Below are 24,040 nucleotides of genomic sequence, written 5' to 3' on the forward strand. Positions count from 1 at the left end.
CTCTCACCTCCTTCTTGGTAGGTCTCATATTACCTCTGAAACCCTTATATATCAACGATTTCAGGGCATTATCTCTGCTAAAAAAGGGGAGAAAGTTTGGCGATTTAGTGCGTCTATCTTGTGGAATTCTATTTCAGTTATTAAGCCTTTTCCGAGCATCTTTCTCAGCATCTTTTCTGCCTGGATATAATCAAACTCACGCTGTAGCTGTTCCTGTGATACTTTCTTTAATTCAACGCTTTTGTCTATAATCTCATCTGAAATCTTTGTAATTTTTTTATCCTCGTGCTGATTCACTAGGAATCACCTCCTACCTAATAGCCGTGGGAACAGGTCGAAGTTGAGGATTTGTAAGAATTAATTTGAATCAGAGCATAAAAAAAGAGCCTGCAAGGGAAGAACCCCCACAGGCTAGATAAATTAATTGTTTAATAATTTATTTGAGAGACTTTGTGAAAATCAAGAAACACCGTTTTAAACTCGCCCTTTTGATTAATCATACTTAATAAATGCATCCGTAAAGCCTGCCTTTTTAGCTTTGGTAAGCTGTGCCTCAGCATTTGCTTTGTCAGAATAAGCACCAATCTGCACACGGTAATATTTCTTCTTCACTGGTTCTGCTGGTTTATTTTCTATGATTAGTAATTTTTTCACATCCGCTCGAAAGGTGTCCATACTTTTCCCATGCTTAGGAAACCAGTGCATCACATCTGCATGATTACTAGCAATGCCTAGTTTATAACCTTCACTGTGACAGATAATGTCCTTCTCGCTAAAACCATAAAGTTTGCAAAGATATACACAAAGCTCCACAGCTTCCTTATAAACAGCAGAAAAATACGAGGCATCGGTCAAACCGTCCTCGCAAGTTTCAAATCCAATATGAGTATCATTGGCAGTTCCACCGGCATGCCAACCTCGGTGATTCCAAGGCAATGTTTGATACGTGGCAATCGAACCATCTGCTAATTTACCAATAAAGGCATGAACACATACTTGACGGCCTCCAGGTTTGTCTTGATTCCAATGGTTGTTATACTGGTTCTTTCCCAGTAAGCCATCGTCTGGGCCAACGTAGCGCTTCAACCACGGGTTGTTTGCACCAGTCGAGTGAACCATGATACCCTTCGGTGTTATTGTTTTACCTGCTTCGAAGCAGGCATTGTTCGTAAGTAATAGCTTGCGTAACTTCATTAAAATCACCTCTAATCAAATATGTTAAGTCAATCATATTCCATCACTAGGCTTAGGCGGTTCCTTATCACGTCCATGTAGTTGCTGTAGAACCGATTTTAGGTTTTCTGGGATAGGCAGTCCAATATGTCCAGCATTCTCCAAAATGGATACTCCTTCATTACTTAGGTAGAAAAAGATTACTGCTGTTCGTAAAATGCCACTATTTTCTCCAATACTAACCAAAATTTGTGTATCGATAATATGAGCGATGCCTACCATTATAAAGATGAGCACCTTTTTGAAAATTCCCTTGGCACCAATTTCGCTACACAGTTTTTTATTCGCAATTGCACAAAGGACACCTGTCAGATAATCGATGACCACGAAGGCTACCAGTGCATAGAGAAATCCATCATAACCGCCGAGAAACCATCCGAAAAACCCACCGGCAGCGGCAAAAGTCAGCTGTATCCAATTCCAAATCTCTTTCATTAAAAACACCTCCGTTTCGAGTATTTGTATATAGAAAAGCGCCCCTGCAAATGACAAGAGCGCTGAATTTTATCTTTATATTATTTGAATTAGGTCATGAATTTGTTGCATCACATCCGCCTTTGGTCGTCCTGTACCAATAGGTAGCCATGTGACTGGTGGTATATCGAAGGCCTGCGAAGAATCAAAACCATTAACCATTATAATAATCGAATCAATAGCCTTGCGTATTTCAACGATATGAAATGGCCAATTCTTAACAGTGGTCTTTCCTGCGATGATATCCTCTTTCCAAGTTGCAACGGATAGATTGTAATAGCTACGCACCCTGTTTACAGCAGTTCGAAGCGTCTGAATATGCACTGCCTTTACATGTGTCACATTAGCGGTGATGATTTCAAAAGGTAATGCTAAAATCGTGAAGGTACGAACAACTTCTGTGCTTGCTGATTCGATATCACTGTCAAGACAACGGAAGGTAACCGTATGATTACCTGCAGAAAGCGGTTCAGCTTGGTAAATTGTCTTGACCCCATTACCAAGATAGCCGCTTACAGAAAACCGCTCAGGATTGTCTACGCTGTTTTGCCATGAACCAGAGTCAATCCTTACCTCCACTATTTGTGTTTGTCCATCCGGTTCAATTCCTGTTGTGATCATAAAACGTGGTGTAGCATTATAAGTAAAATTGCCAGACATTGGACAGTCCACTATCGGTGCTACAGGCGGGCTGTTTTTCTTTACCGCGTTACTAACAACATAGGCAGACACTGCATCAAGTGCATCTGTGACGCTGATTCGATAACGAGTATACCTTCCGGCTACCTGTGAGGCATTTACCTGGAGGGTGCCTGATGTAGCATTTGAAACAATAGTCGTCAGTGCTTCATATGCGGACCAATTTAATCCATCTATCGATGTAACCTGTTGTATGACATATTGCTTAATGGCACTGGTTCCAGGTACCGTTCCACTCCATGAAAGGTTTATTGTGTTAGCTTCATAGATAGGAGGGTTTGCGGTAAAAGAAGTCGGCGGTATCGGCAGTATATTTTTACGAACGGTATTGCTGGATATAACCCAGTCTGAGTAAAAACCCTCTCCAGCTGTTCCACGGGTTCTTATTCGGAACCGACGATAATAACCACGTGTAGAAGGTGGGCTGACATTTAAAATACTGCTTGTTGCAGAAGTATTGACTATAGCCAATGCCAACCAGGCACCCCAATTGCTGTTATCGGTCGAATCACTGTACTGTATTTCGTAGGAAGTGATGGCATTGCCCGCACCGCCGGATGCTCCGCTCCACGAGAGAGTAACATTTCCTTCAGATAATGTTGCGCTTACCGTACAGGCGGTCGGTGCTGCACAAGCTGTGACGTTGCAGTAGATGCTGTTGCTGATTTTCTCTATTGAGTAAACATCCAACGTGTCAATTGTCCAAATACCAAATTGTGTATATGTTCCAGGGGTCCTCGATACAGTCGGATGATAACTACCACCGCTGGCCGCCAATGTCAACATGGTCAACACATTCCACGCACCCCAAGTGCTATTATCCGTGGATGTCCGACTGGCAATTTGATATCCCTTAATTGGACTGGTACCGCTTGACGCTCCGCTCCAATTAAGTGTAATAGTCTCATCGCGATATGCTGCGGGGGAGGCAACAGCAGTCGTCGCTGGCTTTGGTACAGTATTTCTGCGGACACTGCTTGTGGATACTTTCCAGCTGGAATAATAACTAGCTCCTGCTGTTCCACGTGTCCGTACCCGAAATCTTCGGTAATTACCTCGCGTAGAGGGCGGTTCTACTGATACACTACCACTTGATGCTGTAGTAGTTACCGTGGTCAGAGCGATCCATGCTCCCCATGTGACATTATCGGCAGAGTCACTATATTGAATTTCGTAACTGGAAATCGTATTATTGATGCCTCCAGAAGCCCCACTCCAAGAAAGGGTCACATTGCCTTCCGCAAGTAGTGGAGAAACCGTACAAGATGTTGGCGCTCCACAAGCTGTAGTAAGCAACGGAGCGCTTAATACCGTGTAGCTCGAATTGGTAATTACCCCAGAGGATAGTGGCAAACGTCCGTCAGAAACCACTTTGAATGTGACTGGCTGGGTTGCATTACTTGTAGTAGAAGTACAGGTCACCGAAACATACCTGAGTCTTGGTGTAGTCCCGTCCCAGTTATCACCGTCCGCTGCTTTAATGCGTACCTGTGAGGATGATCCATTTACAGTTATGGTGCAAAGCAGTGCATAACCACTATGGATGAAAGAACCTGATGAACCCAATGCAGCGGATATGGTGAAGTTGTATCTCATCTGGGTATTATTAGGTCGGCTTTTAGTATAAGTAATCGTGTAATAAACGGCCGGGCTAGAACCCGCCTGCAGAGTTATTCCGTTAATATCCGCCACTTACATTCACCTCCTATTCATAAACCGCCGAAACTAACGAGTTTACCAACCCACAAAGACTAGTATTCAAGCGGGTATCTATAATGTTATTTGCTGAAATCGATGTAGCAGCCGAAGGTACTAGAACATCAGCAATGCCGAGTTCATAAACATCGCTTGTTCTTGTCAACTCTGGAGCGATGGGTGTTGCTGTGGGAGTACCAGTAACAATGGCAAGCTGAATACTTCTCGTAATTTGACTTAAACGAACCACAACCCGGTCTATGCGAGGATTGCTCCCGTCTGCTGTAGGAAGGGGCATGTTTAAATTGTCCGTATTTTCATATCTATAGCCATTAATCCATGCACTGCCCGCTGCAATGCTCACTGCCAATCCAATCCCAGGAGACACCAGGAGGTTTGTTGGTGTCGCATAAAATACACCATTTGAGACAAGGTTTCCAAAATATGCAGCGAAGTCCTTTGCATCATAGACTCTATCTCCATCGGATGAGTTAAAAAATCCGCTTTTCTCCATAAATCATTTCCTCCTTTTAAACGGTTTTTGTATACTCTATAACTACATAGCCTGTATATGCTGTTCTATCATTGCCTGGTTCGACTACAATTTCGGTTGTATTCACGTAGAGACCGATTTGCGATTCGAAGTTGTTGTACCGTGCAAGTGGCAACGGCAAGAAAACTGTCCCATTTGTCACAAAGCCGGTTAAGCTAATAACAGTGCTGAGGTTTGCTATACCGTGAGGTACATGCTTTGGTGTTGTATCCGTAAGCGAACCGAGATTTATCTCTTTACGATAAATTGTCTTGCCGTCAATCCATAGTCTCCCAGTGTTTTGTTCTGTAGTTGAGTAGTCACTAAAGGAGGACACCATTTTGGCAGCTGTAATTGTACGGTCTGCCATTTTTAAACTAGTGACTGCCCCATCTGCAATCCTTGCAGTAGTTAAAGGTTCGTTATTGATATTAAGCCAGTTAGCTTGACCAGAAGGGTTGTTAAATACGAAAACGGAAATCACATAGAATGTCATGGTATTACGGGAAATAAAGAAACCCATTGCCCGCTGATACCCATTTCCCGTGTTGTCCCCGTTATGCTTTACCAAAAAGACATGTCCGTCATCACTTGGCTGGTCACTAAACTTATTACCGCTCCATGGGGTGAAATAAAAAGCATCTCCAGGGTTCATATGGTGCAACGCATATTGACCAATCGATATAGTACCTTCGCCAACATTAATTTCGAGTGCAGGTAGTTTCCCATATAGATTGTTGATAGTAGATGCTAGATTGTCTCCTTGAATCTCTGAATCTACCTCCGTCAAGTCGCCTAAGGTTTCCTCAACTGTTACTAGCGTATCCTCCACTGCTCCTAAAGCCTGTGCAATTTCAGATATGCCAGTTGGAGCCGATATTGCTGTTTTCACCTCGCTCAAGTCGGAGTGTAATTTTTGGGCTATTGTCAATTCAGCTTTTCCGAATACTACACTGATACTCTGGCCATCTGCGTCATAAGTTTCTTCAACTTCGGTGATGCGTGTCGTCATGGATACACCCCATGCTTTGGAAATAACTTTGACGGTCTGCCCAAGATCGAAGTCTATCTTATATGACAAATTACCGTGTGGATTGACAGATGTATCAAATGAATAGCGTATGGCTTGCTCACTCAGCTTACTTTGACCTCGAAAGATTAGTGTATCAATGTAATCTAAACCAAAGTCTTCTGCCCGTAAGTCCTTAGCATCCACAAAAATTTCGTGCCTTGTCTCACCAGAGCCACTTGTAATTGCAACAAAAGTTCTGTCTGGACCTTCTCCTTCACCACCAACAAGGGCGGTGTTGGCATAATCTCCAGCACTTATTGTATAAATCTGTTCTGTAAGGTTTTCATATTCCTTAGAAAATACAGCTTGTGATTCCGTTCCCATATATAACGCTACGGTAAAAACCCCTGTAGTAGGAGTGAACACAGTCTTAATGCCAACATCCGATGCAACACATAGTTCCGTCACAGCATCCATCAAATTTCGATACGATACCTGTGTGCTGATAGGAACATTAAAGTTTGGAGCAGAAAAGGATATGTTCGCAATCTTCCTTGCTACATCAGAAGGATTGATAAGATTATTATTTATCAACTGCTCCACACAGACAGATATGTCACCAGACAGTTTCTCCGTTTGCCAAACAATGCGGCGGGAGAGGAAGGAAGTTGCAAAACGACCACTTGCAGTAATAATTTCATGCTCGGTTTGAGAAAGTTCCAGATGCTCAATGATCCCGGCTTCCTCATCATCATTTTTCCAGATGATATTCCCTTCCTTTAAGAGTTCTGTATTCTCTGGAGTTGCTATCGCCTTTAACTCAAATGAGCCACACTGGGAATAGCGTCTCGTCCAGCGTAAGTACTCAAAGGATTCAACAATGCCTGCAAGCTCCCGGTTTGAATTGTAGATATACAGTTCCATTTTCACACCCCCAGAAACTGCGGACGAAAGTAAATACTAACCTCTAACAATTCCATATTGACAGAAGCATCGTATCTCAGTGTATTAAGGCCTGCCGCCAGTTGAAAGAACACCGAATTGGTATCCAACAGTGAAAAAGCATTTGTAACCGTTGAACCATCAACTTGGATCACACGCTTACCAGCGAAATGGGTATATACACGAAGTTCATCCCCAGCGCTCATTGTAGTGAGAAGTCGGATATATTCTCCCGTGTCTATGTTTAATAGTTCAGGGTTCGACACAGTACCTAAGGCCCTAAACACTATCTCGCATCCACAAGATACATCCCCTATATTTTCCACCGTAATGATTTGGCTAGGTTGACGCATTCCGAACTCCATCCCAGTCATTGGAATTTCCAATTCAAACTCAAATAGCGGTATCCATGATGCCAGTTCCTCTCGCACCTCATTTAATGTCTCAAAGAAAGGGGATGGGCAGAGCAGACTGACAAAGAAGTTTGGTATTCGTTGCCGATTAGAAACACTAAAACCTGCTTCCTCTACCACACAGGAAATCTGTCTCTCACGGTATTGAAGGGTTCCTAGTAGCTTTGGGCTGAATATTTGAAGGAAGTGTTGTCTCCTTTTATAAGCTTCATCGGGAGTATCAGCAACAACCGTACCTTCAATCGTTATGTTTCGCATATCTAGTGTGGAGGAAATATAAAAAGCGCCATCTTGGTCTGGCGCCTTGAAAGTGTTAACAGTTTGACGGATGTTGCCAGTACCATCTATCTTCGTAAGAAAGTACGGTCGGCTTTGCTTTAGCGTAATACTCTCTCCATCTCTATTGGTATATGTTAGTTCCATTGCCGTACCTCCTTTACAATTCAAGTGCCAGTTTACGGGATAGGTTCTTAAACTCCCGTGCTAGTTCTTTTTCTGATAGAGCCTTAGGTGTCACTACAGAAATGTTTTGAGTGATACTTGCACCAGTGGCATTGCCTTGCCCAGATACACCTCTGTAATTAAAGTCAAAGCTGGTTGGCACTGCATTTTGCATATCCCTTGAAACTGCTGTCATTGCATCCTCAAAACCTACACCGATACCTTCACCCATGTTGCGGCCAATTCCAGCAAATAGGGTTGAAGGAGAGCGGATACCGAAGAAGTCTTTAATCCTTGAAACAACATTTCCGAAAAATCCAGATATTTTACTCCATAGCCATGCCCCTGCGTCTGAAATACCTTGCCATAGACCTTTAATCAGATTGCCACCCACTTGAGCCATTTGACCGATATAGCCAGTAAAGGCTTTGATCAGTCCAGAGATAATCTGCGGTACTGCTTTAACAATCTCCACGATTATCCTTGGTAGGTTTGCAATCAATGCCACAAACAGTTGTACACCCGCTAAGATAATCTTATCGATGTTACCAATAACGGCATTGACCAGCGAGCTAACAATCTTGGGAATAGCACCTACAACAGTAGTAATAATCTGCGGCAATGCCTGAATGAGTGAAACTAGAAGCCGGATACCTGCATCAATAATCAAAGGAATCGAGCCAATAACAGCATTGATGATACTGTCGATAATTTGCGGAATTGCTTCCACAACTGCTGTAATAATGGTAGGCAAAGCTGTAACCAGTGAGGACAATAATTGAATACCCGCTTCAATAATCTGCGGAATAGATTTAATGATAAAATCCACTATTGCTTTGATGATGACAGGCAATGCAGAAGTAAGCTGGGGTATGGCATCTACCAATCCCTGTGCTAATCCTAAAATCAACTGCAAAGCGGCATCCAAAATGAGTGGTAGGTTATCCATCAATCCTTGGACAATCTGCATAACTGCAGAAACTGCCGCAGGGATGAGTTGTGGTAACGCTATGCCGATTCCCTCCACAAGTGCTGTTACTAATTCAATTGCTGCATTTATTAGCAGTGGAAGGTTATCAATTAATGCACCGACAATCGTCATTAGAGCACTTACTGCAGCTGGGATAAGTTCCGGTAAAAGATTTAACATTGTTTCCAGTACTTGCGTGAATATATTTGTAACTAATTCAAGAAGCATTGGTAGCAATTCTGCAACCGCCGCTAATATTGCGCCTGTCGCTGTTGGCAAGGCGGCTACGATATTTTCTAAAACCGGTACAATATTAGTGACAACCGCCTCGAAAGCATCAACAAGATTCTCAGTCAGATTCGTCATATCAGCATTGGCATTACCGAGTCCAGCTGTAAATGAACCAAGTGCGGCCTGTAGTAACCCAATAGAACCGGAGATTGTCTCGGTTGATTCTTTTGCAAAGTTACCTGCATACTGCTCTGTGTTCTCAAAGAACATTTGCATTGCTACTTCGGCTTTTTCCGCTTGTGTTGCAGTATTCCAAGTGAAATCCAGACCCTTTGCGAGAGCATAGGCTTCGATGTTTGTAGCGTTCATCGCAACACCTAAGTTATCCATCATATCAAAGTTACCCTTTGCCGCCCCAGTGACTGCCTCCAATGCCGAGGACATATCAATACCCATAACAGATGCCATGTCTGCCGCACGTTGCATGGCCTTTTCAGTTAGCTCAAGACTTCTCTGTTGCTGTATACCAGAACCTTGGAATAACGCGCCCATTTTGTTGGCAGTTGCAAGGTACTCACTTTGGGAAACACCTAGATTTTTATAGGCTTCCTCACCAGTTTTCTGAATCGATGCAGCATATGCTCCAAAAACCGCCTCCGATCCACCTAGGTTTTGTTCTAATTCTCCGAACTGAGTAACTACCTCTTTACCTAACTTAATAGCCGCGGCTCCAGCGGCAACGGCAACCGCACCCATCGCCACACCAATGCCCTTGAGTACACCGCCAAGCTTTTCAAACCTGCCACCAGCATCCTCTGCACTTTTACCTGAATCCTCTAACTCTTCACCGAGATTATCCGCTTCAATTGTAGACTCCTCAAGTTCACGTTCCATAAGGTTCAGTTCTGCCTGAGCCCTATTTAATTGTATCTGCCAGTTTTGGGTGCGGCGGTCATTTTCACCGAAAGAGGAGGAGGCATTATCAAGGGCAGCCTTAAGGGTAGAAATCTTTTCTTTCTGTGCGTCAATTTCTTTATTTAAAACGGCATTTCGAGCCGTGATCGATTGAATGGATTTATCGTTTTTATCAAATTGACTGGTTACAAGGGCCATTTCACTACCTAGTACCTTAAATGATTGATTGATTTCGGAGAGTGCCTTCTTAAATTCTCGCTCACCCTCGACACCTATTTTTAATCCAAAATTATCCGCCATACCTTCACCTCCTCCTATATGCCTAGTGGGATAATATCGTCAATGGTCTGAGTTTTCTTTGGCTTTTCAATGCCATGCCACTGCTTATGGCAAGCCCATAAATCAAAAAACAGTCCAATTGGCAGAAGCCAGAATTCCTCTGCCTCCATGCCCATCTGGACTGTTCCATAATAAAGAAGCCGGGTAAAGACCTCAGCGTCCGTTACCCGACTTCCACGTTTTTTGGAGTTTCCTCCTCACTTTCCACATTTCTCTTTGTACCTTTGAACATTGCCTCGGTAATTGCAGTTTTATATGCCGCTAAGTCAAGCGGTGAAGTAAGAAGCTCCACTTCTTCCTCTGTAAGCAATTCTTCTGGTGCGTTCTTATTCTTAAGATTACGAATCAAAATGGACTGGTTTGCAAGCAGCGTGATTAGCCAAACAATCTCGTCCAGTGCCATCTCGAAGTTTTCTGATTTCATCAGTTTTTCTCCAAGGTTTTCAAGACCACCGTAACGACCGGCAATGGCCTTTGTTGCACGTGTAGTTAAAACCAGTTCATACTCTTTGTCACCTATGTTGATTGAGGCACTTCTATCATTATCCATGATTTCCCCTCCTATGGTTCAGGTGTATATACAGGTTCATAGACTTCAGTGAACCAGCCTGTTATGGTGGTCGATGAAACACCAGGATCACCTTCTGTAACTTCCGCTTTCCATGGGTGCTTGCCCAATCCATCCAGCTTATTCCTACGCATAACGGTTCCTTCGATGGTGGGTGTAGAAAAGGTAATGGAATCAGCCTTTGTCTGTAAGTTGGTAGCTGGTAGTCCAAACTTAACGCGATACAGCCAAAAATAGCGGTATGTTCCGTTAGCCCTTTGCGCACGAAACCCCACTGCAACTGGTGTACCCACATTTTCACTGGCTGAGATTAATACTCCGTTGTCATCTGTAGAAGCACCAGTTAAATCCGCTGCAACTGTCGGACCAATGTCGTCAACACCGAGAGTGAGAGTACCACTGTTAAAGTCTTTCACAACCTCAGCCGCACCATCGTCAGCATACAGAATTGCTTCCACCAGTTCTACCGAGAGTTCAGCAGTGATGGCTTTTGCAAGTACGGAAGGTTGGGCATAAGTTTCCTCACCGTTAGTGTCCTCGGTTATTTTTGAATAGTACAGTCTATCAAGACCGATCGTTGCCATGTGTTATTCCTCCAATCTATAGTTTTTTGCCACATCGATGGCATAATGATGATATCCAGTATCATCCTCGTGTCCGATGTATCTCCGTTCGGTCACAGTAAAATCCGCATTTATTAAAGAAGTGGTGAGCTGTCTTTTCCTCTTTAAGTAGTTACTTTTTGAGAACAATGATATCCTCGCTTCCTGCACATCAAAGCCTGGACGGTTATCCGCATGAACTTCAAAAATATCCGAAAGAGGGAGAATCACGACATACTCATCTGGTGCCAAACCTGAAAAAACCCCGGTTTCCACGGGGAGCGGTATAGTGGAAACAAGGGTATTCAATTCCTCTAAAATATTCATATCTTCTTGATCTCCTCCTCCAGCTTGGCGACCATTGCGTTGATGCAAGGTTTCCTAGATGCATTCCTCGCAGGCTTTAGGAAGGGTTTTGCAGGCTGACCATGTTTGCCATATTCGATAATGCTGGCAAGTTTAGCATTGCTCTCGCCGTCAGATCGTGGCTCGGCAAAGCCGACTTTTACATTGAAGTTTCCGTTTCTATCTTGCTTTGCTCCAGAAAGACCCAGTGAAGATAGCAACTCACCAGTGCTTTTGGATGGATATTTCGTGCCCTTGCCAACCACCTTACTTAGATTTCCTTTGACTTTATCAAGCACCACTTCACCGCCAACTTCCAAAACCTTAGGAAGAATCACATCGGTCTGGTCAGCTAATCGAGATACCTTTAAAAGGAATTCTTCTGGCATCTTTATATTCGCTTTTGCCATATCCATCACCTCACAGTTGGTTCTAGCTTTTCGGCTAAAACCTCGACATACATACCTCGATTTCTTACATCCTCAACACTTAAAATTTGATATCTGCCATCATCGCAGACGATAACCATTTCATTGGTCACCTTAAGTCCGAAGATTTTTCTAAACCTGAATAGGGAAGTTGCAGATGAAAATGATGCCATATTCGTCCATCGCTCACTGCCATGCCGATCTTCCTTGTAAGCAAGTACACTTGCGAGTATGTTGTCATCTTTTGTGGCGAAGCCTTCCTTATCCTTTGTGGGTATCGTGCAAATGATATCGATGAAGGTGTTCATCTTCCCAAAGCTCACACTAAACACCCCACTCTCGATCAAGTCGTAAAAGCAAGTTCACTGTATTCCATACTTGTTGTCCCGCCTGTACGCTATCAGCAAAGAAACCTGCCGTCGAGCCATCTCTACTTTCATAGAAATGACTCGACAACATGATCACTGCTTGTTCTGTTGTTGGAGGCATAGCATGTGTTTCATAATAGTTTTCAGGAACGTGCTGATAGCTTTGTGCATAGGAGACTGCAGCAGTGATAAATCCAATAAGGAGGGCATCATCCTGATCATGTGCTAAAATTAAGTTCGCTTTAACTTTAGGCAAGAGATTATCTGCCACTGCCATACCACCAACCTCCTTTACATTCCACCTTAGTCAGCCTCCATAAGCCCCGCTGCTTTTAGTTTGGCAAGCAGGGCATTGAAGTCCGTAACTAGACCAGCAACATCGGTGGCGGTGCTGTCTGCCTGGTTTTCAGCAACAGGAAGCCCCATAACCGAGGCCCCTTCTTTAATTTCTAAAACACCTCCGATGACAGTTTTTTCTCCGCCTTGTTCGGTATAATTCTTCGTGTTATAACTCATAAAGCACCTCCGTTAGGCTTTCTGTTGGAGTACCTTAACGGCCTCCGGTAAGATAAGCTTTCCATCAACTCGCTGAGTCGCAATAAATCCTACTTGACCTGTAACAGCATAGAGTTCATTTAATCGTTTGAATACGCGTCCTTGACGGTCTGCCACCCAGTAATAACTAAAATCACCGAATACCATAGTCTTTGCACCTGCTTCAATAGTAGGTACATATGATGAGGTGTACAGCGGGCGGTTAAGAATCGTATCAGGTGTCCCCGCTTGGACAGAAGGTTGCCATAAGTACTGTCCGTTTCCGTCCTTTAATTTACGGATAGCTTTTATAGTGGCGTCATTCATTACGAATACTGCCTTATTTCGATACGGTGCTTTTAAGCTGTAGAATAAATCTAATACCTCATCCAAAGTGATGGCAGTGGCACTTGCCGCAGTAACCCCAACTTGACCACCACCAGTAGCATTCAGAATTCCTGTTGGCTTTCCTGTACCGTCACCTATGAAGAAGGCTTCCTCCTCCTTGTTACCAATGCGACGGGCGAATTCTCTTGTGATGTAGCTTTCGAGATTAAACACGGAATCATTTAGCAGTTCCTCAGAGACTTTGATCATCGTTGCTAGTTTATAAGCACCAATCGATACTTGACCGAAGCTGTCATCACTCTCTGGAATAGCTCCTTCTTCATCGATCCAACTTGCAGTGCCTTTGCTTGCAACAACAGGAATCTTACGGTCACCAGAAGATGTAGTGATTACATTAGCCAATCTACGGAAAATATTTTCTTCCTCTAGAGCTTCTACTAGAGTACGTTCAAACTCATCTGGCACAAGGAATCCGCCTTCAGAATCAGTGCCAATCTTTAGAGCGTTTCTTACTTCATAGCTAACATTGTCACGCATTGCATTCCAGAAAGCTCTTTTGTATTCAGCACTTGCACGACCGGTCTTTTCCTCTCCAGTTCTAGTAGGTTCATTGGTAATTGGGTTACTGGTTGCTTTCGACAGTTCCAAATCGATAGATGCTTGGCGTTCCAAACGTTCAATTTCCTTACCAAGAGCCACCACATCGGCTTCCATTTTTTCATAGGTTGTCGTGTCCTCGGCGGATAACAGTCCATCACCACCACGTTTGGAATCAAGGAATGCCTTTGCTGCGTCCCATGCTTTAGCGCGTTTCTCGCGCAATTCAAGAATTTTACTCATTGTTATTTCCTCCTTAAATTTAGTGCGAAATTAAAGAAAGCCGCTTATCCAGCGACTCAATGGGTGTACCTGTTTTCTGTTTTGGTTGTTTTGGCAGTTTGCTGATAAGCGAGTTAGTAACCGCCATCCTGCTAAAGATAAGACTATCCGTCAAATCCGGTGTTTCACTTTCCATGAACATGATCTTGTCTGCAAAACCAAGTTCAATGGCTTTATTTGCATTCATCCATGATTCTGCATCCATCAGATGAGAGAGTTTTGTTCGAGAAAGGCCCGTCTTTAACTCATAGGCATTAATAATACTTTCCTTGACCTCATCTAATAGAGCCTTTGCTCGCAGCATTTCCTCACTGTCACCGATAGCAATCGTTGATGGGTTATGGATCATCAGCATGGAAACAGGGGACATATATACATCTCCACCAGCCATTGCAATAACGGATGCCGCACTTGCCGCAAGCCCATCAATCTTTACATTGACTTTTCCGGTATACTCCATCAGCATGTTATAAATCTGGGCTGCTGCGAACACATCACCACCAGGGGAATTAATCCACACCGTAATATCGCCGGTGCCTGCCAGCAATTCATCTTTAAAAATCTTAGGTGTGACCTCATCGCCCCACCACGTTTCTTCGGATATCACTCCGTTTAAATAGAGGGTACGTTCTTCATCAGAATCTCGCACCCAGTTCCAAAACTTCCTCATTTACTGACCTCCTTCGGTTTTGGCAAACGCACCTGCGTCAGCCAGTTTTGTCATATTTCCGTTAACCAGATATAAATCGCCGCCTTCCTCAGCCGGTATTCTGTTCATGTCCTCCAGTTCACGGATATCGTTGGCTGACATCCAGCCATTTTGACGACCTGTAGCGTAGCCATTCATACGACTTTGGTAATCACCACGAAGCAGACCGTCCAAATTGAACTTGATAAACAGTGAAGTTTTCTCAGAAGGCAAAATAAGCGATTGCTGAAGACTTTGTTCCCATCGCACCACCCACGGATCGAGGGTGTATTTTACAAACTCTAAAGACTGCTGCTCAATATTGGAGAAACTAGACTTCTCAAGATCACCCACCATATGGGGTGGCACTCGGAAAATCCTCGCAATCTCATTAATTTGGAATTTCCGTGTTTCAAGAAATTGTGCCTGTTCCGGTGGGATACCAATGGCTTGAAACTTCATGCCTTCCTCCAACACAGCAATTTTGTGAGCATTGCCTGTGCCTTGATAGGCACTATTCCAACTTTCCTTGACCCTCTGTATATCTTTGATTACACCTGGGTGCTCCAGCACACCTCCGGGATTTGCACCATTGGCAAAGAATGCCGCACCGTACTCTTCAGTAGCAAGTGACATACCGATTGCATTTTTAGCCATGGCAATAGGGCTATAACCAATGAGTCCATCAAAACCTAAGCCAGGAATGTGAAGAACTTCATCTTTACGGAGTGTGACATAGCCGCCTTTTGGGTTTAGGCCACTTTCATCCGTATCACGGTAATAGGTATAGACCAGCTCACCATTTGTTGCTCGACTAACCTCCATCTTGTTGGGGAGTAGGGGATAAAGCGCCACTGCCTGCCCACGACCGTTTCTGACCACCTGTGCATAGGCATTTCCCCAAAGCAAAAGATGACTCATCAGTGTTTCTCGAAACACAAATGAAGTCATCTCTGGATTTGGTTCATCATGAAGAAGGTAATACAACGGGTGAAAAGGAATCTTTTCTTTACCTCCATCAGAACGATATCTATATACATGGAGTGGCAGTCCTGCAATCGCTTCAGCTAGTATCCTTACGCAGGCATACACTGCTGTTGCTTGCATTGCAGTACGCTCGTTCACTGTTTTGCCAGATGACGTACCACCAAACAGGAAGGAAAATGCACTACCCACACGGTTTTGCGGTTTGTCCCTTGACCGAAACAGTCCTTTTATTAGATTCATAGGCGTCACCTCCGAATATAAACATTGTTGTTAACCATTAAGGTTTAAAAGACAATCAAACCTCTCTCGTTATACACTGAATCTCCGCTATTACCTGAGCCACAACGGATAGCACGATCAAGTGCCATGATGGTCGCTACCGCACCATCTATCTTTTCTGTACTTTTTTCCTTATCCGGTTTCACGTTACCTGCCGGATCAGTTTTTATAAAGATGTTGTCCATCATCCAACGAAGCACTGGATGCCCACCGTGGGCTATTCTTTCTTCTAATGTCAATTTCATTAGTTCTTTGGTTGGCGGTGACATATCTTTAAAGCCTTGACCGAATGGAACAACAGTAAAGCCTGCTCCTTCAAGGTTCTGAACCATTTGAACTGCTCCCCAACGGTCAAATGCAATTTCTCGAATGTTATACTTTTCGCCAAGTTCTTCAATAAACCGCTCAATGTAGCCGTAATGCACTACATTGCCTTCTGTGGTTAGAATATATCCCTGTTTCTCCCAAAGATCGTATTGTACATGGTCTCTTCGAACTCGGAGGTCAATGTTGTCCTCTGGCATCCAAAAATACGGAAGAACAATGTATTTATCTGTTTCATCCTCCGGTGGGAAAACTAGTACAAAGGCTGTAATATCTGTTGTAGAAGATAAGTCAAGACCTCCATAACACACCCGTCCTTCGAGACTTTCTGGTATAACTGGAAATGCACAGGCATCCCACTTTGCCATTGGCATCCATCGGACAGATTGTTTAACCCACTGATTTAAGCGTAATTGCCGGAAGCTGTTCTCCTCAGCTGGGTTCTGCTTTGCACTTTCACAAGCAGCTCTTACCTTGTCAATTCCCACTGTAATTCCCAAGCTTGGATTTGCCTTTTTCCACACTTTTGGGTCTGTCCAATCATCCTCTTCTTTAGCACCGTAGATTACAGGGTAAAACGTAGGATCGTATTTTCTGCCCTCAATAATATCAACCGCTTTCTGGTGTGTTTCGTAGCAGATACTCTGGGTATCCGTCCCCGCAGTGGTGATAAGAAAATATAGCGGTTGGGTCCTCGCATCCCCAGATCCTTTCGTCATAACGTCAAATAGTTTCCTATTTGGCTGAGTATGAAGTTCATCAAAAACAACACCATGTATATTGAAGCCGTGTTTGGAGTAGGCTTCAGCCGACAATACCTGATAGAAGCTGTTGGTCGGCAGGTACACCAATCGCTTAGTTGAAGCCAGCAACTTTACACGTTTATTTAGTGCCGGACACATCCGCACCATATCGGCTGCTACTTCAAATACAATTGATGCCTGCTGGCGGTCGGCAGCACAACCGTACACCTCCGCCCGTTCCTCCCCATCACCGCAAGTGAGGAGAAGTGCAATTGCTGCGGCAAGCTCACTTTTTCCCATCTTTTTAGGTATTTCTACATAAGCAGTGTTAAACTGCCGATATCCATCTGGCTTTAAAATTCCGAATAGGTCACGGATGATTTGCTCCTGCCAATCGATAAGTTCAAAAGGCTTACCTGCCCATAAACCTTTCGTATGGGAGAGTGCTTCGATAAAAGCCACAGCGTAATCAGCAGCATCCTTATCGTAATATGACCCATCAGCTATAAAGGCGGTCGGCTTATATTTCTTCAGTTTCCGCATAAACACCGCCCCTTTTATGAAAAAGGACAAAAGAAAAGAGCCTCAATCCTATAGATAGAAGCCCTTCTCCTTATCCTGTTTAATTTTATTTACTTATTTCCATCCACTTCCCCTGTCATTATGAAATGAGCATATTCCGCTTTATGGTCTATTAAATAGACTACCAATTCATAAAACCCTCGTTCATTTGCTTCATACTGGACTCGGTTCACATCAAACATATTTGTGACTCCACTTTCACGGATGGAAAGGATTTGTTCCTTAATTATCTCATTCATTGATTGCCTCCTCCGATTCAGCTGAATCGGTTGTCGCTTTGCGCAGGATATCCACATCGAAGCCCGCACTCTTATAGCCTTCTAATATGGTACTGTAATAATGACAGCTCGGTTGTCCAAGCGGTCTTCCGTCATTCATAATGTAGACCATCGCATTAACGGTTTTGCCGTTCAATTTCACTTTTACGGTTTCCTTGCGATAAAGGAAAGGCCATCCTTCGTAGCGGTCAAGTGCCGCTTCATCAGCCGGTGTGATTTCCCACACCAAAACTGGTACATTGTCCTCCTTAAAAGGCTCAATGGTCGCCACAGCGCCCGCGTGTGCCCCTCTAAATAACAAGCGGTGGTTATTGATTTGGCTTGTTCCTACCACCTTCGCTGTGGGGCATCTGTTGGCCATTTGCTCCAGGTTAAGGTTGGAGCCATAGGCAAGATATAATTTACTATTCATTGTCATCCTCCTTCTTAGCTTTGGGGGTTAAGGGCAGCTCAGGCCGCCCGAAACCGCCATGCAGCTGAACCCGAAAGTGCTGCGGTTAAATGTTCTCTGCAGTTTGCAAATTCGTCGCCAATAAAACCAATTCGGTTTAGGTAGGTTCTCATGGCGAATTTCTCGTTCTCCACTTGAGGTTTCTTTGCCGATGCACACTTTTGTGTTAAGGCTTGGTGGTTAATGGCGAGAGCTAGAACGATGTAGCTTCTTATCTTCCCAGCATGAAGCTCGCTGTTAAACCCTCGAAGTTCAACTGTATGGTTTCCAGTAAAAAAGCTGTGAAGGTTGAGGAAATGGTAGCGGCTATTGTGATAGTGGGCGCTTCTACTCTCACTGTAGCCTTCGTACCAAATGTCCTCTATTTCTCTCAAAGTTTTAGGCTTCCTGCGGTTCATTTTCTCAACCAAAATGCTGTCCATCTTTTTGCAGTAGTTCATTCTCTGCGGTGCAATTTGAAGTGCTTTGTAAAATAAGTCGTTTTTGCTTGCAATGATATTTACAAAGTTTCGGATACTTCTTGGTGTATGCTTAGCACCGTCTAGATGAATGTGAATGCCACAAGATGTATTTGTAAAGGCTCCGGCTTTGCGAAGCTTTCTCACCAGCTCCTGTAATGTTTCAATGTCCTCTTGATAGGTAAGGATGGGGCTGACTAACTCGACGCTGTAATCTCTGCCAGCGGCGACCTTCCTTCCACCTTCTTTTCTTTGACAGTGGATGCTCCCGTCACTCATAAACTTCCAAACCCGTCCGTCTGGTGCTGTTACCTTTTTCGTATCGTAATAGGTCCCGCCTTCAGCATAAGTGCCTTGTAGAAATTCAGTAACAACCTTTGCTGCTCTTTCCCTTGTGATTCCTGTGAACTCGATTTCGATTCCAAATTTTGCGTTTAACATTTCTCTCGCTCCTTCTAAAGTGTGTGTGTCCTTTCGGCATGTACATATATCACTCTAAAAGGCTTTTATAGCAAGACAATTTCGCAATATAAATCTACATATTTGCTGCCATATTTGGCTCAAAATGTGTATGGTTACTCTTCGATTTTCTTGCATAAATCCTCACCAAAGGCCACTCCAAGGGAACCACCGGAATCCCAACTGACGTGAATCGTTCCGATGTCATCAACACTAGTAACCGTACCTTTAGCTCCGGGTTGAAGTTTTGTATATGGGTCGTTCATTCTAAGTAGCATGACACGGGTTCCTGGAGTGTAATAGCTTCTAAGTTGCTTTAACATTTCTGGGTGAATGATATTCATTGTTCACTCACCTCCTGCTTGGCTGCCCCGCTTTTGAAAGCAGAGCTACCTGATAGCTTAGAGAGGAGAATCTTTCGTTCCGTTTTATATTCTGGGCCGATGAAGCCAAGCCTGAGAAGGAAGCAACGGAAAGCGTACTTTTCATTCTCTACTGATTTCTCGGTGGAGTTGACGCGGGTCTGTTTTTTCGCCATTTCGCAAAGTGCTGTTATAAAATGGGTGTATGCCTTAACTTCTTCTGCTGAGCACTCACCTTGAAACCAAGGGAAGGCGACAAATTCTTCAGTTACATTGATTGGAATGGAGTCCGTATCAAGTGCTGTCTTTATAAGAGCTTCTTTACTCTCTACCAATCCTTTTAAGTTCTCAAGGGCCATGTCAGTAAAATCTGCCCGTGGCATTTGAATTACCAGATTGATAGCTTCTTCAGTTTCAGTAGCTTCTGTTTTCTGAAATGGTGTCTCAAATTCTTCTGAAATTGACTTGAAGTCGTGAAGTCTCAGTAGGTCACCAACCAGTTCAGAATTATCTGGCCCACTGAGTACTCCGTTTTTGTCAATATTGTAGTCAGCCACCTCATATGCAAATGTAGGTGCACCGAGGTATTTAACAGGAACATTCAGTTCTTGGCTGATCGCGTTAACCAGTGCTTTTCTTTTTGGTCCTGTAACATTATAGTTAATCTTCATTTTCATACCGCCTTTCTATTTTCGGTACGTACATGTATCACTCTAAAAGCTGTTATTATCAAGTCATTTAGAGCATCTTTCTGTAGAAAATACTGTTCTATTAATCGGCGGTATTTTGTGTAGATAAATCAACATTTGGCAGGTCACCATATCTAAATTTCGAACCATCTCTTAAAAGAAACACACCATCCGAGTTTCCGACTTGCTCAATATACCTTTCCACAATGACATCACAGTACTTTTCATCCAGTTCAATGGTGTAGCAAATTCTATCTGTCTGCTCACAAGCAATCAGTGTACTTCCTGAACCACCAAAGGGATCAAGCACGATGCAGTTACTAAGACTCGAATTCATAATGGGATATGCCACAAGTGCCACTGGTTTCATGGTTGGATGGTCGCCATTTTTCTTTGGTTTCTCAAACTCCCAGATGGTGGTCTGCTTGCGGTCTGAATACCAAAGATGCTTGCCTTTCTTTTTCCATCCAAAGAGTACCGGTTCATGTTGCCACTGATAAGGGGAACGACCGAGAACAAGGGATTGCTTCTTCCAAATACAAGTGCCGGAAAGATAAAATCCTGCATCGGAGAATGCTCTTCTAAAATTGAGTCCTTCCGTATCGGCATGAAATACATAAATAGAAGCGTCCTTTGCCATCGCTGCTTCAGTATTTTGAAATGCTGCAAGCAGGAAATCATAGAACGCTTCATTACCCATATTGTCATTTTTTATTTTTCCAGCAGAACCTTCATAGTTGACGTTATATGGAGGGTCCGTAACTACCAGATTGGCAGCTTTCCCATCCATCAAGACATCAAAGGTGTCTTTCCTCGTACTATCTCCGCAGACAAGTCGATGCTGTCCAAGTATCCAAACATCCCCTAAATGCGAAACAGCGGGCTTTTTCAGCTCGCTATCTACATCGAAATCATCTTCTTTTATATTATCCTTAAGGGAATCCTTAAAAAGATCATCCAATTCTCCTGGGTCAAAACCTGTTAGAGATACATCAAAGACAGAAGCATTTAGGTCTGTGATAAGTAGCGCCAATTTATCTTTATCCCAATCACCACTTATTTTATTTAGTGCAATGTTCAGAGCCTTTTCTTTTTGCTCATCCATTTCAACTACTACACATTCTATTTCATCCATGCCCATACTCAGCAGGACTTTCAAGCGTTGGTGACCTCCGATAACTCTGCCTGTGGTTTTATTCCATATAACGGGTTCTACATACCCAAACTCCTCAAGGGAACGTTTAAGTTTCTCGTACTCTGGATCACCCGGTTTTAAATCCTTCCTTGGGTTATAGTCAGCGGGGATGAGTTGTTTTGTTTTAATCTTTTCAATCAACATACTTTTCCACCGCCTTTCTAAACTCACTGTATTTATTTACATCCTCCCATGGGAACAGACAACTATTAAAGTGACCATAAACCGCTGTATCAGAATAAATCACATTTCTTAGACGCAGCTTTTCAATGATGGCCGCAGGTCTTAAGTTGAAAGTCTCCTGAGCAGCAAGAGTTAATATTTCATCAGAAATAGTGCCAGTGCCAAGGGTATTTACAGTAAAGGCTACAGGATTTGCCTTACCAATGGCATAGGAAATACTCACTTCACATTTCTTAGCATAACCGCACCAAACGATATGTTTGGCAATATACCGAGCCATGTAAGCACCGCTTCGGTCAACTTTGGTTGGGTTTTTACCACAAAAAGCACCACCTCCATGAGATGCAAGCCCTCCATAGGTGTCGACCATGATTTTTCTTCCAGTCAAACCCGTATCGGCAGCGGGACCACCAAGAACAAACTGCCCCGACGGATTGATAAGAAGTTCGGTTTCATCATCAAAAGGGAAGTCCTCAAAGCACTGCCATAAGACATTGTTAAGGATATCCGCCTTAAGTTCGTCCTGTGTTTTATTCTTATCATGCTGTACCGAAATCACAATCGTCTTTATTCTTACTGGAGTGTCATCTTCATACTCCACTGTTACCTGTGCTTTACCATCAGGAAGAATCCCTTTTATCAGTTTTCCTTTGCGACAATCATCCAGTCTCTTTACGATTCTGTGGGAAAGCACAAGAGGTAGGGGAAGCATTTCTCTTGTTTCCTTTGTAGCATAACCATACATAGTTCCCTGGTCTCCAGCACCGATGGAACCGTACTGTTCGTTTATCCCATTTCGTGCTTCTAGTGCGATGTTCACACCAGCCGCAATATCTACACTTTGATTATGTACATATACATAAATCAAAAATTTTAGAGGGTTGTATCCAATCTCTTTTAGGACATTTCTAACAATGTATCGGATGTCGATTTTCCCGCTGCAGGAGATCTCGCCCGCCACGATAATTTTTCCTTTAGTCGCTATAACCTCGCAAGCCACCCTTGATGCCCTATCTTTACGTAGGCAAGCTTCCAAAATGCTATCTGCTATGATGTCGCATAGTTTGTCAGGATGCCCGGCGCATACACTTTCTGCTGTTAAGTATCTTTTACTCATTACATCATATCTCCTTATCTTTATTTTCCTCTGCGGGCAGATAGCAGTCGTTCCATCACGTCGTCCTGTGGGTTTAAACCAGAATACTCTGTAGCACAATTCTCTCGAACGATTTGATATATCTCCATCCATAGCCTGTTTGTCTGGCTCATAAAGTTCTGACTCATCGCTACATAAGGACTTTGAATAGCATTGCCGGTGGTTGGGTGTTTGGCTAGAAAGCCAAACTCGGTTACTGCTTCCTCACACTGTATCCATCTTGCCGCACTCATGGCATATCGCTCTAGAAGCTGTGGAAGTACCAAATGGGCACAGCCACGTTCCTCAAGCCATTTCCATGTAATTTCATAGATTTCACTCGCTACTAGGGTTTTTCCATCCTTTTGCACTGCGGAGAGCATGGCCATTGGCTTTGGCATTTCTTGCCCCTTCAGGTCAGCGGTATTTTGGAACTCCACGACTTCAAGCTTTCTCTTACCAGGGTTTCCCTCTGCAATTTTGTCAGCAAGTGGTTTCTTCTTTTGACCGGAGCCTATACGGGCACCGCCACGATTTGTTCCATCTTTGGCCATTCACTCACCTCTTTTCGTCAATGGGCCTATTACCCTGTTTGAAACCGCGAATTTTCACGCGTTGCCCGCCCGTTACACAAATGAAAAGCTGTGGAGATTTGACTCCCCCTATCGGGTTCCCCAACGGTCTCCATCTCTTGCCGTGATTGCAGAGTGGCAAGGAGTACAAAGAGCCATCAGATTACTTCTATCGTGAGTCCCTCCTCTTGCAAGAGGGAGAATATGATGCACTTCGGTTGCTGGGGTCAGCTTTCCTTGTCGTTTACATTCCTCACAAAGAGGATGAGCTGCAATGTAACGGTCACGTATCCTTTTCCAAGCACGACCATAACGCTTACGGGTTGATGGGTCACGATCATACTTTTCATACCGTGCAGCTTCCTTCTTACTATGCTCTTCACAAAAGCGCTTGTCGGTTAGTTCTGGGCAACCAGGGTAAGAGCACGGTCGCTTAGGTTTCTTTGGCATACTGCACCTCCTTTTGCCCATAGAAAAAGCCCTCGCAGGAGTGGTTCTCCCGTGAAGGCTTCTGTTTATTAATATTCCATACTACCATTATATAACTTTCACTACAGACAAACAGTGTCATCGTATGCCAAACTGTGCCAAAGTGTGCCAACCTTTTGCGAGCATTCAGATTACTGCGTACAAAAACCACCAATAGATATTTTCAAAAATATCCAAAGTTATTGACATGTTTATTGT

29 protein-coding genes are annotated in these 24,040 nt (G+C 43.6%); all 29 read right to left on the minus strand.

Annotation, left to right across the window (positions count from 1 at the left end; all coding sequences use genetic code 11):
• Positions 1-60 precede the first annotated feature (60 nt).
• The 29 genes from IEV91_RS11160 to IEV91_RS11300 all read right to left on the minus strand — a co-directional run bounded on the left by IEV91_RS11160 (position 61) and on the right by IEV91_RS11300 (position 23,803).
• On the minus strand, positions 61-297 hold the full coding sequence (locus tag IEV91_RS11160) for an SHOCT domain-containing protein (RefSeq protein ID WP_124763839.1): 237 nt from the start codon (positions 295-297) through the stop codon (positions 61-63).
• A gap of 195 nt (positions 298-492) precedes the next feature.
• The gene (locus tag IEV91_RS11165; RefSeq protein WP_188497510.1) at positions 493-1,194 is read right to left on the minus strand and encodes an N-acetylmuramoyl-L-alanine amidase; all 702 of its coding nucleotides are present in this window, start codon (positions 1,192-1,194) and stop codon (positions 493-495) included.
• A 33-nt stretch (positions 1,195-1,227) separates the two neighbouring features.
• Positions 1,228-1,668, minus strand: coding sequence for a phage holin family protein (locus IEV91_RS11170; RefSeq protein ID WP_188497511.1), 441 nt, complete (start codon positions 1,666-1,668; stop codon positions 1,228-1,230).
• 75 nt (positions 1,669-1,743) lie between these two features.
• Entirely contained in the window at positions 1,744-4,098 is a 2,355-nt protein-coding gene (locus tag IEV91_RS11175) for a phage tail protein (protein WP_188497512.1), read from the minus strand.
• A 13-nt stretch (positions 4,099-4,111) separates the two neighbouring features.
• The gene (locus IEV91_RS11180) at positions 4,112-4,615 is read right to left on the minus strand and encodes a hypothetical protein (RefSeq protein ID WP_188497513.1); all 504 of its coding nucleotides are present in this window, start codon (positions 4,613-4,615) and stop codon (positions 4,112-4,114) included.
• Between the two features lie 16 nt (positions 4,616-4,631).
• Positions 4,632-6,569 (minus strand): siphovirus ReqiPepy6 Gp37-like family protein, encoded by a 1,938-nt coding sequence (locus IEV91_RS11185; RefSeq protein ID WP_188497514.1) that lies wholly within the window; start codon positions 6,567-6,569, stop codon positions 4,632-4,634.
• 2 nt (positions 6,570-6,571) lie between these two features.
• Positions 6,572-7,423 (minus strand): phage tail family protein, encoded by an 852-nt coding sequence (locus tag IEV91_RS11190; protein ID WP_040036569.1) that lies wholly within the window; start codon positions 7,421-7,423, stop codon positions 6,572-6,574.
• Positions 7,424-7,436: 13 nt separating this feature from the next.
• Positions 7,437-9,857, minus strand: a complete 2,421-nt coding sequence (locus IEV91_RS11195; protein WP_188497515.1) for a phage tail protein — start codon at positions 9,855-9,857, stop codon at positions 7,437-7,439.
• Between the two features lie 14 nt (positions 9,858-9,871).
• Positions 9,872-10,012, minus strand: coding sequence for a hypothetical protein (locus IEV91_RS11200; RefSeq protein WP_000525096.1), 141 nt, complete (start codon positions 10,010-10,012; stop codon positions 9,872-9,874).
• A gap of 47 nt (positions 10,013-10,059) precedes the next feature.
• A complete protein-coding gene (locus IEV91_RS11205; RefSeq protein WP_019155108.1) occupies positions 10,060-10,446 on the minus strand; it encodes a hypothetical protein in 387 nt (128 codons plus the stop codon).
• 11 nt (positions 10,447-10,457) lie between these two features.
• Positions 10,458-11,048, minus strand: coding sequence for a major tail protein (locus tag IEV91_RS11210; protein ID WP_035197483.1), 591 nt, complete (start codon positions 11,046-11,048; stop codon positions 10,458-10,460).
• 3 nt (positions 11,049-11,051) lie between these two features.
• Positions 11,052-11,393: a hypothetical protein gene (locus IEV91_RS11215; protein ID WP_188497516.1), complete on the minus strand. Its 342-nt coding sequence runs from the start codon at positions 11,391-11,393 to the stop codon at positions 11,052-11,054.
• Entirely contained in the window at positions 11,390-11,821 is a 432-nt protein-coding gene (locus tag IEV91_RS11220) for an HK97-gp10 family putative phage morphogenesis protein (RefSeq protein WP_188497517.1), read from the minus strand. The genes IEV91_RS11215 and IEV91_RS11220 overlap by 4 nt, the downstream gene beginning before the upstream one ends.
• A gap of 5 nt (positions 11,822-11,826) precedes the next feature.
• Positions 11,827-12,162, minus strand: coding sequence for a head-tail adaptor protein (locus IEV91_RS11225; RefSeq protein ID WP_019155112.1), 336 nt, complete (start codon positions 12,160-12,162; stop codon positions 11,827-11,829).
• 1 nt (position 12,163) lies between these two features.
• On the minus strand, positions 12,164-12,484 hold the full coding sequence (locus IEV91_RS11230; protein WP_000257312.1) for a head-tail connector protein: 321 nt from the start codon (positions 12,482-12,484) through the stop codon (positions 12,164-12,166).
• Between the two features lie 26 nt (positions 12,485-12,510).
• Positions 12,511-12,723: a head fiber protein gene (locus IEV91_RS11235; protein ID WP_000121277.1), complete on the minus strand. Its 213-nt coding sequence runs from the start codon at positions 12,721-12,723 to the stop codon at positions 12,511-12,513.
• A 12-nt stretch (positions 12,724-12,735) separates the two neighbouring features.
• Positions 12,736-13,929, minus strand: coding sequence for a phage major capsid protein (locus tag IEV91_RS11240; protein ID WP_188497518.1), 1,194 nt, complete (start codon positions 13,927-13,929; stop codon positions 12,736-12,738).
• 19 nt (positions 13,930-13,948) lie between these two features.
• The gene (locus tag IEV91_RS11245) at positions 13,949-14,638 is read right to left on the minus strand and encodes a head maturation protease, ClpP-related (RefSeq protein ID WP_124763834.1); all 690 of its coding nucleotides are present in this window, start codon (positions 14,636-14,638) and stop codon (positions 13,949-13,951) included.
• Positions 14,639-15,883, minus strand: a complete 1,245-nt coding sequence (locus IEV91_RS11250; protein WP_188497519.1) for a phage portal protein — start codon at positions 15,881-15,883, stop codon at positions 14,639-14,641.
• 44 nt (positions 15,884-15,927) lie between these two features.
• The gene (locus tag IEV91_RS11255) at positions 15,928-17,532 is read right to left on the minus strand and encodes a terminase large subunit (RefSeq protein WP_188497520.1); all 1,605 of its coding nucleotides are present in this window, start codon (positions 17,530-17,532) and stop codon (positions 15,928-15,930) included.
• 89 nt (positions 17,533-17,621) lie between these two features.
• A complete protein-coding gene (locus tag IEV91_RS11260) occupies positions 17,622-17,810 on the minus strand; it encodes a DUF5049 domain-containing protein (protein ID WP_100330404.1) in 189 nt (62 codons plus the stop codon).
• A complete protein-coding gene (locus IEV91_RS11265; RefSeq protein WP_100330403.1) occupies positions 17,803-18,261 on the minus strand; it encodes a gamma-glutamylcyclotransferase family protein in 459 nt (152 codons plus the stop codon). The genes IEV91_RS11260 and IEV91_RS11265 overlap by 8 nt, the downstream gene beginning before the upstream one ends.
• A 38-nt stretch (positions 18,262-18,299) precedes the next feature.
• A complete protein-coding gene (locus IEV91_RS11270) occupies positions 18,300-19,199 on the minus strand; it encodes an amidoligase family protein (RefSeq protein WP_188497521.1) in 900 nt (299 codons plus the stop codon).
• A 134-nt stretch (positions 19,200-19,333) separates the two neighbouring features.
• Positions 19,334-19,561, minus strand: a complete 228-nt coding sequence (locus IEV91_RS11275; protein WP_100330401.1) for a DUF4314 domain-containing protein — start codon at positions 19,559-19,561, stop codon at positions 19,334-19,336.
• Positions 19,558-20,250, minus strand: a complete 693-nt coding sequence (locus tag IEV91_RS11280; RefSeq protein WP_188497522.1) for a virulence protein — start codon at positions 20,248-20,250, stop codon at positions 19,558-19,560. The genes IEV91_RS11275 and IEV91_RS11280 overlap by 4 nt, the downstream gene beginning before the upstream one ends.
• A gap of 100 nt (positions 20,251-20,350) precedes the next feature.
• The gene (locus tag IEV91_RS11285; protein WP_188497523.1) at positions 20,351-21,607 is read right to left on the minus strand and encodes a site-specific DNA-methyltransferase; all 1,257 of its coding nucleotides are present in this window, start codon (positions 21,605-21,607) and stop codon (positions 20,351-20,353) included.
• Complete coding sequence (gene metK / locus IEV91_RS11290) at positions 21,597-22,763, minus strand: methionine adenosyltransferase (protein ID WP_188497524.1); 1,167 nt, start codon at positions 22,761-22,763, stop codon at positions 21,597-21,599. Before metK ends, IEV91_RS11285 begins: the two co-directional genes overlap by 11 nt.
• A gap of 20 nt (positions 22,764-22,783) precedes the next feature.
• Positions 22,784-23,335 carry a P27 family phage terminase small subunit gene (locus IEV91_RS11295; RefSeq protein ID WP_001029957.1) on the minus strand — a complete coding sequence of 184 codons (552 nt, stop codon included), beginning with the start codon at positions 23,333-23,335 and terminating at the stop codon, positions 22,784-22,786.
• A gap of 108 nt (positions 23,336-23,443) precedes the next feature.
• Positions 23,444-23,803 carry an HNH endonuclease gene (locus IEV91_RS11300; protein ID WP_027625333.1) on the minus strand — a complete coding sequence of 120 codons (360 nt, stop codon included), beginning with the start codon at positions 23,801-23,803 and terminating at the stop codon, positions 23,444-23,446.
• Positions 23,804-24,040: the final 237 nt, after the last annotated feature.

The sequence above is a fragment of the Pullulanibacillus pueri genome (assembly GCF_014639255.1).
Classification (GTDB): domain Bacteria; phylum Bacillota; class Bacilli; order Bacillales; family Sporolactobacillaceae; genus Pullulanibacillus; species Pullulanibacillus pueri.